Origin of the sequence: Streptococcus sp. sy010 (assembly GCF_007859175.1) — a bacterium.
GTDB lineage: Bacteria > Bacillota > Bacilli > Lactobacillales > Streptococcaceae > Streptococcus.
The window spans coordinates 170660-183448 of record NZ_VOHO01000002.1; the positions used below are offsets into that span (position 1 = coordinate 170660).

Here is a 12789-nt window from a genome sequence, read left to right on the forward strand (position 1 = left end):
ATGCAAGAACGTTTAGCAAGATTTGAAAGCAAATTAGCACAGACTGATGTTGACGCTGTATTAGTCACAGGTCAAAACAATGTTTATTACCTTACAGGTTTTTGGGGGACAGAAGGTACGGTTTTTATTAGTGAAAATCGCCGTCTTTTTCTAACGGATTCGCGTTATACCTTGATGGCAAAAGAATCAATCAAGGGCTTTGATATTGTAGAAACACGTCAAGCCTTGGTAGAGATTGCCAAAATTATCAAAGATGATGGTTTGACAAGTATTGGTTTTGATAGCCAGGTGTCGTATCAGTTTTATCAAGCCTTACAAACGGTATTTGAGGCTTACGAGCTTAAACCATTAACCAATTTTGTTGAAGAGTTACGAATCATCAAGGATGCCAGTGAGATTGCGACCATTCGCCGTGCCTGTCAAATTTCAGACCAAGCCTTTCTAGATGTGTTGGACTTTATTAAACCAAATGTCACAACCGAGATGGAAGTTAATCATTTCCTAGACCAACGTATGCGAGCTCTGGGTGCAGCAGGTGCTTCCTTTGAATTTATCGTGGCGAGTGGTTACCGCTCAGCTATGCCGCATGGTGTTGCTAGTAATAAGGTGATTAAATCTGGTGAAAGTTTGACTCTGGACTTTGGTTGCTACTATCAGCACTATGTCAGCGACATGACAAGAACTATTCACATCGGTCATGTGACTGATGAAGAGCGTGAGATTTACGATATTGTTCTTCGTAGTAATAAAACTTTGATTGAACAAGCCAAGGCTGGCATGACTTATCTTGATTTTGATGGTGTGGCTCGTCGTGTGATTGATAAGGCTGGTTATGGCGATAACTTTACACACTCGATTGGGCATGGTATGGGCTTGGATATTCACGAATTACCATTTTTCACTAAAACAAAAGACACTCTTCAAGCAGGTATGGTGGTAACAGATGAGCCAGGTATTTACTTAGATAACAAATATGGTGTTCGTATTGAAGACGACCTGCTCATTACCGAAACAGGTTGTGAAGTGCTAACCAGTGCACCAAAAGAATTGATTGTCTTATAGGAGTTGAGTGATGGCTGAACGTCTATCTTGGCAGGATTATTTTATGGCAAATGCAGAGTTGATTTCTAAGCGTTCGACCTGTAATCGTGCTTATGTTGGAGCAGTCTTGGTCAAGGACAAGCGTATTATTGCAACAGGTTACAATGGTGGGGTGTCAAAAACAGCAAATTGTGATGATATTGGTCATCAGATGGATAGTGGCCACTGTATCCGAACGGTGCATGCTGAGATGAATGCTCTTATCCAATGTGCCAAAGAAGGGATTTCAACGGCAGAAACAGAACTTTATGTCACACATTTTCCTTGTGTCAACTGTACCAAGGCTCTTTTACAGGCAGGTATTGGCAAGATTACCTATAAAACAGAGTATCGCCCTCATCCCTTTGCTATTAAATTGTTAGAGGATAAGCAAATCCCCTATATCAAGCATGAGGTGCCTAAGCTGAGTTTGGGAATCGATTAAATGAAAAAAGTCCTAGAATTTTCTAGGACTTTTTGGTTATAAGGCAGAATCCATAGATAGGACTTCGTGGAAGACACGTTGTGTCAACTCAGTTTTTTGTTCCTTAGTGAGATACTTGGTATTGACACAGTAACCAGAGATACGAACGATAACATCTTGTCCGCTCATGATTTGTTCATAGACATCGTTAAGGTCCATAACATTGAGGTTGACATGTTGACCACCATTTTCAAAGTAGCCATCTAGGATAGTGATGAGGTTATTAACCTGTTCATCTCTTGTTTTTCCAAGGGCGCGTGGCGATACTTGGGTTGTTAGAGAGATACCATCATTAGCATGAGAGAATTCAAGTTTTGAAAGGGAATTAAGGTTTTGTAACCAACCACCACGAGATTTGCTAGTTGGGTTAGCTCCAGGTGGGAAGAATTCAACTTGGCTAGTGTTTACAGTGCCATCTTCATTTAGAAAGACACCACGATGGACTGGAGAGTTACCAGTTTGTTTAGAATAAGCAACGTTTGATGTGATGGTCAAAAGTGACACAGTCGCTTCAGCGTTTTTATAAAGTTTGTGGCGAGCTAAACGAGTATAGAAGGCTTCCATGAGCCATTTAGCCAAGTCATCTACTCGGTCATCATCTTCACCATAGCGAGGGAAATCACCAATTGTTTCATAATCGTAGATGTAGCCATCTTCATCACGGATTGGTTTAACGGTCGCATACTTAATCGCTGATAGGGTGTCAACGGTATTAGCGAAACCACAGATACCAAATCCCATATTAGCACGTTGATGAGTTGGTAAAAAGGCCATTTGAACAGCTTCGTAGTTGTACTTGTCTGTCATGTAGTGAATGATGTTTAGGGCGTCAACATAGGTATCAGTCAACCAATCCAATGATTTTTCAAAGTTTTCTTTCACTTCATCAAAATCTAGAACTTCTGAAGTGATTGGTTCAACAACGTTAAAGACCTTGTAATCCTTGTGGACATCATCATAACCACCGTTTAATCCAGTGAGAAGGGTCTTCATGACATTAACACGAGCACCGAAATACTGGATGTTGTGGCGTTTATCTTCATTTTCTGGGTCAAGCGGTGACACACAGCAAGAGATACAGCTCATCTCACCATAGCCTTCTTGAGCCATGGTTGACACACCTTCATATTGGATAGAAGAATGTTTGTGGCTCATGTGCATACAATAACGACGGAAAGCGTATGGGAGTTCACTAGACCAAAGAACTGTCAAGTTAGGCTCTGGTGAATTGCCGATATTATCAAGCGTGTTAAGGAAACGGTAGTCCATTTTTGTCACACGGTGACGACCGTCATTCCCCATACCAGCCATAGAGGTTGTGATGAAGGTTGGATCACCAGAGTAAAGTTGGTCATAGGCTTTAGTACGAGCGAATTTAACCGTACGAAGTTTCATGACAAAGTCATCAACAAATTCTTGGATTTCAGACTCGGTATAAGTACCACGAGCCAAATCACGCTCAGCGTAAATATCTAAAACAATTGGTACACGACCAAGTGAAGTGGCAGCACCATTGATAACACGAGCAGCAGCCATAAAGGCGATATTGGTCCACTGGATAGCTTCTTTGGTATCAAAGGCTGGGCGACGAACATCAAGACCATAAAGTTCACCAAACTTGATGACTTCGGCAAGGGCTTGATATTGCAAGTTAATCTCTTCACGCAGACGGATAGTTTCTTCGTCAATCTCAGTTAAGGCATTCCAGTCATTAACTTTTTCTTGCATGAGGTAATCAGCACCGTACAATGCCAATCGAGCATAGACACCAATGATACGACCGCGTGAATAAGCGTCTGGCAGACCAGTTACCGTATGGGCGTGGCGAGCCCGACGAATATTTGACGTATAAGCACGGAAAATACCATCATTTACTGTGGTAGTGTGTTTGGTATAAATGTCATGTAGGACAGGATCAGGCTCATAGCCATTTTCAACCAAGGTCGTTTCTGCCATACGAATACCACCTTTTGGCATAAAGCTCAAACGGAAAAGTTCAGAGTTTTGTAAGCCAAAAATGAGTTCATTTTCCTTATCAATATAGCCTGCTGGAATATCCGCAATAGAGGCTACACGGTCAGTATCCATAGGGAAACGAGTTTCTTCGTAACCTGCTTTGGTTTCTTCAACGATTTTCTTGATACGAAGTGAGCGTTCAGTTGGACCAGCCAAAAAACTTTCATCACCATCATAAGGGGTGTAGTTGGCATTGACAAAGCGTGAAACACTAGCTTTTTCTTTCCAGTCAGTTCCTTTAAAGCCTTCCCAAGCTTTTTCAAAAATATCAGTACTAGTTTTAACAGTTACCATAGACGTCCTCCTTAATATCTTTTGGTCTATCCTTATTATATCGCAAAAGTAAGCGTTTGCAATAAGTAGAGTGCTTTTTTTGAAAAATTCTTTTATAAAACAGTTGTCAACTTTTTATAAACTGTATTATAATGATGTTGGATTGGAATGAAAAAGGAGAAGCGATGTTAATTTTCCCTTTGAAACAAGACACATCAAGAAAGATTATTCATATTGATATGGATGCTTTTTTTGCAGCCATTGAAGAAAGAGATCAGCCGCATTTGGTGGGAAAACCCGTTGTAATTGGTGCAGATCCTCGTCTGACAGGTGGTCGAGGAGTCGTATCAACCTGTAATTATGTGGCTAGAACCTTTGGTATTCACTCGGCAATGAGTTCCAAGGAAGCCTATGAACGTTGTCCACAAGCCATCTTTATTTCTGGTCATTATGAAAAATATCGACAAGTTGGTCTGCAAGCAAGGGAAATTTTTAAGCGTTATACAGACTTGGTTGAGCCAATGAGTATTGATGAAGCTTATCTAGATGTGACAGAAAATAAATTTGGCATCAAGTCTGCCATTAAGATTGCTAAGCTAATTCAGCATGATATTTGGCAAGAATTGCAGTTAACCTGCTCGGCAGGTGTTTCTTACAATAAATTTTTGGCCAAATTGGCTAGTGATTTTGAAAAACCTAGGGGTTTGACCTTGATTTTACCAGAAGAGGCACAGGCATTTTTAGCTGACTTACCCATTGAGAAATTTCACGGGGTGGGCAAGAAATCTGTTCAACGCCTGCATGATTTAGGGGTTTTTACAGGAAAAGACTTACTAGACTTGCCTGAGATGACTTTGATTGATCAATTTGGTCGTTTTGGCTACGATCTTTATCGTAAGGCTAGGGGGATTAGCCACTCCCCAGTCAATCCTGATCGAGTACGCAAGTCAATCGGTAGTGAAAGAACCTATGCCAAGCTACTTTACAATGAAGAAGATATTCAGGCAGAAATCAATAAGAATGCACGGCGTGTGGCCAATTTGTTAATTAAAAATGGAAAATTGGCTAAAACGATTGTGTTAAAAATTCGCTATGCAGATTTTTCAACCTTAACTAGACGGCATAGTTTGGAGCAAGCAAGGCAAGATGTTGAGAGTATTCAGCAACATGCTTGGCAGATTTTTACAGAAATAGAAGAAAACAATTCAGGTATCCGTCTGCTTGGGGTAACAGCCACTGGCTTATCAGATCAAGGTCAAGATATTCTACTGGATTTGGAGAATTAAACTAGTTCTAGTAAGCAAATTTAATGCAATAAAAAGAGGACTTGGTTTCGGGTCCTCTTTTGTTTGTTAAGAATTTTTGAAAAAAAGATCAATGTCAGCCTGTTCCAAACCAATCATGGGATCGATGTTTTGCCAGTTGTCCTCAGTTAGACGATAGTTTTCTTGTTTATCCACAGGATTCGAGAAGATTTCCACAACCTTATCCACATCTTGTGGAAAAGTTTCTCTTTGTTTGGGGACATCTGGACTTTCAAAATGTTCCTTGAGATAGGTTAAACGCTGTGTGCCTTCGTTGCTAACGGCATAGTCAAAGGCGGAAATTTGCCCTAGCATAACGAGTTTGCTTTTAGCTCTGGTAATGGCAGTATAGAGGAGGTTACGTTGGAGCATACGTCCACTTTGCTGCGTCAGTGGTAGGATAATGACAGGAAATTCACTACCTTGTGACTTGTGGATACTCATGGCATAGGCTAGGGTAATCTTGTGCCAATCTTTTCTTGGATAAGAGGTTTCAATACCGTCAAACTCTAAAATAATCTCATCTTGCTTGCTGTCAGTATATTTGGCAGGAACTAAATCCCTAATGTAACCAATATCACCATTAAAGACATTGATTTCGGTGTCATTCACAAGATGGAGAATTTTATCATGACGACGAAAACTGGTGTCGTTGAAGGTGAATTCAAGTTCATCATCTAACGGATTGAGAAGATTTTGCAGTAGCTTATTTAGGGTATTGATGCCAGCAAGTCCACGATACATGGGAGCTAGGATTTGAATGTCTTGGGGGGCAATGCCAGTTTTAATAGCTACTTGCACAATACGTTCAATCATTTGCGGAATATACTGAGGGTTAGCCTCGAAATAAGAACGGTCTGGCTTTTTCTCACTAAAATCACTAGGCAGGTAACCATCTCTGATTTGGCTAGCAAGGGTCACAATGGTTGATTGGTCAGATTGACGGAAAATGCGAGTCAGACGAATTTTTGGAATTTGTGCAATCTGAAGAAGGTCGGCTAAGACTTGTCCAGGCCCTACTGAGGGCAGTTGGTCGCTATCCCCAACGATGATTACTTGGGTGTTGGATGAAATAGCAGACAGCAGTTGATTGGCTAACCAGGTATCCACCATTGAAAATTCATCAATAATAATCAAATCACCATCTAAATAATCATCAATGCTTTGGTAGTCGCTATCTTCAGACGTCAATCCCAAATGACGATGGATGGTGGCACTAGGTAAACCAGTCAATTCATTCATGCGTCTAGCCGCTCGTCCAGTTGGGGCTGCTAGGATAATTGGTAGGTCTTGTTTTTTCAAATCGAGACCATTAAGACGGGCATAGATGTTAATAATGCCATTGATAATTGTCGTTTTTCCAGTCCCAGGCCCACCAGTTAAAATGAACACTTTCTGACTAAGGGCTTGATAAATGGCCTCTTTTTGTTGCTGATCATAAGAAATCCCCAGTTCTTTTTCTGTTGTTTGGATTTCTTCTTCAAATTTTTCTGTTGTTAGTTTTTCAGGCAAGTCCTCTTTTAACAAGCGATTGAGATGCTTGTGGATACCAACTTCAGCATAGAAAAGACTATTGTCAAAAATTTTAGTGTCAACATGTTGCACCTTTTCTTCAGTAATCAGTTGACTGAGTTGTTCTGCAACCAAGCTAGGGTCTAACTCGGTTTGCCTAGCTTCTTGGAGCAATGTCAGACTTGTTTCGAGCAGTTCTTTTGCTTCAACATAGGTGTCACCCTTATCTAAGCAGAGTTGGTTAAGACAGTGAATAAGAGCTGCTCGAAAGCGTTCTGGTGCATCATCAGCAATACCAATTTCTTTTGCTAATTGGTCGGCTAGCTTAAAGCCAATTCCCTTGATATCTTCGACTAGCTGATAAGGATTTTCCGAAATGATTTGCAGGGTTGTTTCTTTATATTGTTCAAAAATGGCAACTGCTAGTTGATTACCTAAACCATAATTGGCGAGTTGCGTAAGAATTTGCTCGGTACCATAATTTGATTTAAGTTTGGCGACAAAGGCCTTACGATTAGTTTCTGATAATCCAGAAATCGTTTTAAGGGCATCTGGATTCTCTAAAATTTTATCAATGGGATTATCACCGTACAGCTCAACAATCTTAGTAGCTGTTTTTTTACCGATTCCCTTGAACTGTTGGCTAGAAAAGTAGTTAATAAGACCAGATGAAGACGGCTTGGTTTTTTCATATCGACTAACTTGTAATTGTTCACCATACTTGGGATGAATTGTTAACTGCCCCCAAAAAGTGTAGTCTTGTTCCTCGATAATATCAGCCATAGTACCTGTGACGATGATGTCACTATCAGGAAAATCACTATCACTGTCGTCAATTGTTAATAAAAGAATCTTAAAGAAATTATTGGCATTTTCAAAAATAATTCGTTCGACCCTACCTGAAAAATAATAATCCATATCTATTTCCTTATTTATCAAAAAGAGTGGTAGAATCTCATTTTCAACCACTCAGCACCATCATTTATTTAACCGTTCCAAGATTACTTACAGGCCAAAAACGAAAGGCCACTTCTCCAATGAGTTGTTCTTCACTAAAGGTACCCACAGCCCGACTATCTTTGGACACCAGTCGGTCATCACCTAAGAGATAATATTGTCCTTGAGGGACAGTTACAGAAAACTCAGCCGATCCATTCGCATCAACCGTAAAAGCACTGGCTTGGTTGGCTAGTTGTTGGAACATGCTATTGTAAGAGTAGGTTGCTTGTAACTTGTCCTTTTGAAACGCTGTGACATACTCATTCAAGTAATCTTCTTGAACTTCTTGTCCATTGACAGATAGCTTATCATTACTGTAAGTAATGGTATCACCTGGCATACCGATAACGCGTTTAACCACTTTTTTATTGCCATCTTGGGCGACCACAATATCAAAGCGATCGATTGGAGTGACCTTTAGGACAAACAAACGTTGTCCGTCTTTAAGAGTGGGATCCATCGAATGCCCTTCAACGCGGACATTGAACCAGATAAACATCCAAGATAGAAAGAAGAGAGTGAGAATGAGAGTAAAACTTCCCCATTCTTTGATAAAAGATTTAACTGTTTTCATGATAAGACCTTATTTTTTTAGTAGATTTAATGCTTTATTCGTATTCGCAAAATGTAATTTAGCAACTTTTGCAAGAGTTGCTTGTCCTTGTTGAGTTAGGATATGGCTAGCAACCTGATCTGATTGAGCCCCAGCACCACTTGGGAGTTGATGTCCGACTTCTTGTCCTAATTGCTCTAAATTTTCCAAAAAAAGTTGACGGGCAATAATTGAACTGACTGCAACTGCCAAATAATTATCCTCTGCCTTGGTTTCGAGATGAAACTCGCACTGAATGGGATTTTTTTCTTGTTTCAAATATTTTTGATAATTTGCCATTGTTGTGAATGCATCAATAACAATTTTATCAGGTTGGATACCTTGTTGCAAAAGAAGAAAAATAGCTTGATTGTGTAGGGCGACCTTAACAGAAACAGCATTATAAGGTTTTCCTTGACCAATCAATTCATTGTATTTTTTTGGTGTTAAAAGTAAGGCTTTGTGACGAATTTTTTCTTTTAAAATAGGGGCGAGTGCTTTAATCTTAGCATCGTTTAATTGCTTAGAATCAGCTACTCCTAATTTTTTTAGAAATCCTTCATCTTGGGCAGTGACAAAACTAGCCACAACAGCCAAGCCACCAAAGTAAGAACCATTTCCAACCTCATCAGTGCCAATCATGCTAGTAATCTGACGAGTTTGACTAGCTGGCTTGGGCGTATGGTCTTGGTAACCAAATGCTTTTGCTACAGAGAGTGCCTCTTTTCCTTGAAAGACAATCTTTCCTGAATGATAAAGTTGAACAGTCACGCCTTGATATTTTGCAGTGAATTGGACGTATGCTTGTTTATTTGGAGTTTGGTATTCATATAAACGGGTCGTCAACTGATTTGTTGCGCCATCTCCTAGGGTCATAACAACTGTATTCATGTCTTTTATTCTATCATAATCAAGAGGAGTTTTCATTAAATAAAAGTTTTCTTCTATTTTACGAAAAGCTACTTTTAAGGTATAATGGAAACAAACGAGGAGAAAACGATGAGTAAGAATCGCTATAAATTTACTTTTGGCAAAAAAGCCTTGACCTTAACGATGGATCATGACAATTTGTTCATGGAAGAAGTCGAACGTTTGGCTCGCGAGAAATATGAAGCTTTAAAGGAGCGTTTACCGCAAGCCGATGATGAAACCATTGCTATTTTATTGGCAGTTAATAGTTTGGCCTTACAGTTAAGTCGAGAACAAGAGTTTGACAAAGAACGTAAAGAATGGGAAAAATGGACAAGTGTGGCACAAAGCCGTCTTGAAGATAAAGGAGATAGCAAAAAGTGATCAGTTTAATCATTGCTCTAATCTTGGTTTGGGCTTTTTACATTGGTTATGCGCGTGGCATATTTTTACAAGCCTACTATAGTTTAACCAGTTTATTAGGCTTGTTTGTCGCCAATCTTTTTTATCGCCAAGTGGCTCAAGCCCTCACTTTGTGGGTACCCTATTCTAATCCTAGTCAAGATGCTCAAATGCGTTTTTTCATCAATCGAGATATTTTTTCTTTAGATGATGTCTTTTATGCAGGGGTTGCTTTCTTTTTGCTTTATTTATCCGTCTATTTAACAGGACGTATTTTAGGGCTGTTTGTTCATTTATTTAAAGTCGATAGTTTAACTAGTGCTTTTAGAAATATCTTGGCAGGTGGTTTATCTGTCTTAGTGACTTTGTTAGGCATTAGTATGGTTCTGACGATTTTAGCAACTGTACCTTTGACTAGTTTACAAGAAAGATTATATAGTAGTGGATTCGTAAAGGTTTTGGTCAATATTTTACCACTTTTTAGCACTTGGTGGAGTTAATAGTTGTGGTTATTAAAAAAGGCTAGAATGTTCCTAGGCCTTTTTTTGATTACAAATTTTTAGATAGCTTGCTAGCATCTTTTTTTGAGCGGTTGCCATAGGATATTGTTCAAGCTGCTCAAGAGCCACCCAAGTCAAAGTTGCTGATTGATTTACTGACTCGGTTTCAACCTGTCCGCTATGTAGTTCAATATGCCATTTTTGATGACTAAAGGTATGAGAAATAGCTGGAAATGTTTCAGATGACCAGTCTGGATGTAGTTGATAGTTTTGGCTGAAAGTAGCTTTGGGGTCGTAATTTTCCAACACGTCCTCTTTATTTTGATCAAACAGATCTAATTGGTGTTTGAATTGACTTTCCAATAATGGAAAGGACCAAAATCCAGCTAGTAAGCCTTGTTTAGTCTTTTTTTCTAGGAGTAAATGTCCTGTTTTATTAGTGATAATAAAAGCATCTAATTGGAGTGGGCGAGGCTTTTTCTTAGGTTTTTTAATAGGATACTTATCCATCGTCCCGTGTAGATAAGCCGCACTGAAAAAACGGATTGGGCTTTCTTCAGGTCGTGGATTTTTGGCAGACTCTATGTCGGTACCCAAATCCATTAAAGCCTGATTAAAATCCCCAGGGCGCTTAGGATCGATGAGAATTTTCATGATATGTTGAAAGATTTTACGATTTTTGGGATCTCCAATATCGTAATCAACTTCAAAAAGCCGAGCGATTACTCGCATCACATTGCCATCAACAGCTGGCTCTGGCAAATCAAAAGCAATACTAGCAATGGCACCAGCTGTATAGGGACCGATTCCCTTTAATCCTCTAATATCGTCATAAGTCGTAGGAAATTGACCAGAGAACTTGGTCATAATCTGTTGAGCTGCAGCTTGCATATTACGCACACGAGAGTAGTAGCCCAGACCTTCCCAAGCCTTTAACAAGAGTTCTTCCTCAGCATGGGCTAAATCACTAATTGTAGGAAACCATTTTAAAAAGCGTTGATAGTAGGGAATAACCGTGATAACTTGAGTTTGCTGAAGCATAATCTCAGAAATCCAAATGTGATAAGGGTTCTTACTACGTCGCCAAGGTAAATCACGTTTTTCTTTGTCATACCAAGCCAGTAAGGTCTTTCTAAACGATACGATTTTATCAGTATCCCACATGTCAATGCCATAATCTGCTAGATTCATCCTTTTCCCCAATCTATAATTTTCTTCATTATAGCATAAGCTAGGATAGAAAAATAAAATTATGATAGTTTTTTCTTGCTATTTTAATGAAAAGGTAATATAATAATATCTTGTGAGAATACCTCACTTACTCGTGGCAAAAGTCATGAGTCATTAGACCAAAAGGAGGAAATACATCAATGGCTAAATACGAAATTCTTTATATCATTCGTCCAAACATTGAAGAAGAAGCGAAAAACGCCTTGGTAACACGTTTTGACACAATTTTGACTGACAACGGAGCAACTATCCTTGAATCAAAAGCTTGGGAAAAACGTCGTCTTGCTTACGAAATCAAAGATTTCCGTGAAGGACTTTACCATATCGTAACTGTTGAAGCGACTAACGATGCAGCTCTTAACGAGTTTGACCGTTTATCAAAAATCAACAATGACATTCTTCGTCACATGATTGTAAAACTTGACGCTTAAGAAGGTAGTTTATGATAAATAATGTAGTACTAGTCGGGCGTATGACCCGTGATGCTGAACTTCGTTACACACCAAATAACCAAGCAGTGGCCACGTTTAGCTTAGCAGTTAATCGTAACTTTAAGAATCAGGCAGGTGAGCGAGAGGCTGACTTTATCAACATTGTCATCTGGCGTCAACAGGCTGAAAATTTAGCTAACTGGGCTAAAAAAGGCACGCTTTTGGGAATTACTGGTCGCATTCAAACACGCAACTATGACAATGCTCAAGGTCAGCGTGTTTATGTAACTGAAGTAGTGGCAGACAACTTTCAAATTTTAGAAAGTCGTGCTACACGAGATGCTGGTTCAGCTACTAGCTATGATTCACCTTATGGTTCAGCCCCGACTAATTTTGGAAATGAATCAGGTGGATTTCAATCGCAAACACCAAACTTTGGTCGAGATGAGAGTCCTTTTGGAGCAAGTAATCCTATGGATATCTCAGATGACGATTTACCATTTTAATGGGAAAGACTATATAAAGGAGAAATATAATGGCTCAACAACGTCGTGGCGGATTCAAACGCCGTAAAAAAGTTGACTATATCGCAGCTAACAAAATTGAATATGTTGATTACAAAGACACAGAATTGCTTAGTCGTTTCGTATCAGAACGTGGTAAAATTTTACCACGTCGTGTGACTGGAACATCAGCGAAAAATCAACGTAAAGTAACAACAGCAATTAAACGTGCTCGTGTCATGGCTCTTATGCCGTTCGTTAACGAAGATTAAAAATTGTCCGTCCTCTTAGGACGGATTTTAATTTACTTTGAATTAAGTCAAAAAGACTTTCCCAAAACGTCACTAAGAGTGATCAAACAGAGCGGTAAAATAACGCTTCACAATTTTTTTTTAATTTTTTTTGTAAAAGTAGTTGACAGTTGGTTTATAGTTTGATAGAATGTAATAGTTGTCGCCTGAGAGGTGACGTTAAGACCTTTGAGAACTGAATAAGACGAACCAAGTGCGGGTTATGAGAATAACCTGTTAATAAAACAATAAGTCAGTGAAAAC

At 39.3% G+C, this 12789-nt stretch carries 12 protein-coding genes and 1 pseudogene; 8 read left to right on the plus strand and 5 right to left on the minus strand.

What is annotated here, in order from left to right:
- Both FRX51_RS03305 and FRX51_RS03310 read left to right on the plus strand, forming a co-directional pair.
- On the plus strand, nucleotides 1-1062 hold the full coding sequence (locus FRX51_RS03305) for a Xaa-Pro peptidase family protein (RefSeq protein WP_146495821.1): 1062 nt from the start codon (nucleotides 1-3) through the stop codon (nucleotides 1060-1062).
- Nucleotides 1063-1072: 10 nt separating this feature from the next.
- Nucleotides 1073-1525 (plus strand): cytidine/deoxycytidylate deaminase family protein, encoded by a 453-nt coding sequence (locus FRX51_RS03310; protein WP_146461136.1) that lies wholly within the window; start codon nucleotides 1073-1075, stop codon nucleotides 1523-1525.
- Between the two features lie 36 nt (nucleotides 1526-1561).
- Here the strand turns inward: FRX51_RS03310 and pflB are convergent, their stop codons facing one another.
- A complete protein-coding gene (gene pflB, locus FRX51_RS03315; protein ID WP_146495823.1) occupies nucleotides 1562-3874 on the minus strand; it encodes a formate C-acetyltransferase in 2313 nt (770 codons plus the stop codon).
- Between the two features lie 164 nt (nucleotides 3875-4038).
- Between pflB and dinB the strand changes: the two genes are divergently transcribed.
- A complete protein-coding gene (gene dinB / locus FRX51_RS03320; protein WP_146495825.1) occupies nucleotides 4039-5139 on the plus strand; it encodes a DNA polymerase IV in 1101 nt (366 codons plus the stop codon).
- Nucleotides 5140-5390: 251 nt separating this feature from the next.
- Here dinB and FRX51_RS03325 read toward each other — a convergent pair.
- From FRX51_RS03325 to rnhC, 3 genes and pseudogenes are all read right to left on the minus strand, one after another.
- Nucleotides 5391-7587, minus strand: a pseudogene (locus tag FRX51_RS03325) (ATP-dependent RecD-like DNA helicase); the annotation flags it as partial.
- A gap of 64 nt (nucleotides 7588-7651) precedes the next feature.
- Nucleotides 7652-8242 (minus strand): signal peptidase I, encoded by a 591-nt coding sequence (lepB, locus tag FRX51_RS03330; protein ID WP_146461145.1) that lies wholly within the window; start codon nucleotides 8240-8242, stop codon nucleotides 7652-7654.
- A 9-nt stretch (nucleotides 8243-8251) separates the two neighbouring features.
- Nucleotides 8252-9151, minus strand: coding sequence for a ribonuclease HIII (rnhC, locus tag FRX51_RS03335; protein WP_146495829.1), 900 nt, complete (start codon nucleotides 9149-9151; stop codon nucleotides 8252-8254).
- A gap of 108 nt (nucleotides 9152-9259) precedes the next feature.
- Here rnhC and FRX51_RS03340 point away from each other — a divergent pair, with 108 nt between their 5' ends.
- Both FRX51_RS03340 and FRX51_RS03345 read left to right on the plus strand, forming a co-directional pair.
- A complete protein-coding gene (locus FRX51_RS03340) occupies nucleotides 9260-9553 on the plus strand; it encodes a hypothetical protein (protein ID WP_146461149.1) in 294 nt (97 codons plus the stop codon).
- Complete coding sequence (locus FRX51_RS03345; protein ID WP_146495831.1) at nucleotides 9550-10071, plus strand: CvpA family protein; 522 nt, start codon at nucleotides 9550-9552, stop codon at nucleotides 10069-10071. The genes FRX51_RS03340 and FRX51_RS03345 overlap by 4 nt, the downstream gene beginning before the upstream one ends.
- Nucleotides 10072-10104: 33 nt before the next feature.
- On the opposite strand, the gene mutY is transcribed toward FRX51_RS03345, so the two are convergent.
- Complete coding sequence (mutY, locus tag FRX51_RS03350; RefSeq protein WP_146495833.1) at nucleotides 10105-11262, minus strand: A/G-specific adenine glycosylase; 1158 nt, start codon at nucleotides 11260-11262, stop codon at nucleotides 10105-10107.
- A gap of 179 nt (nucleotides 11263-11441) precedes the next feature.
- Between mutY and rpsF the strand changes: the two genes are divergently transcribed.
- Genes rpsF through rpsR form a run of 3 tightly spaced genes read left to right on the plus strand, consistent with a single transcriptional unit; the run spans nucleotide 11442 to nucleotide 12507 of the window.
- A complete protein-coding gene (gene rpsF / locus FRX51_RS03355; RefSeq protein ID WP_146461155.1) occupies nucleotides 11442-11732 on the plus strand; it encodes a 30S ribosomal protein S6 in 291 nt (96 codons plus the stop codon).
- A gap of 11 nt (nucleotides 11733-11743) precedes the next feature.
- Entirely contained in the window at nucleotides 11744-12238 is a 495-nt protein-coding gene (locus FRX51_RS03360; protein ID WP_146495835.1) for a single-stranded DNA-binding protein, read from the plus strand.
- 29 nt (nucleotides 12239-12267) lie between these two features.
- Nucleotides 12268-12507: a 30S ribosomal protein S18 gene (rpsR, locus tag FRX51_RS03365; protein WP_000068664.1), complete on the plus strand. Its 240-nt coding sequence runs from the start codon at nucleotides 12268-12270 to the stop codon at nucleotides 12505-12507.
- Nucleotides 12508-12789: the final 282 nt, after the last annotated feature.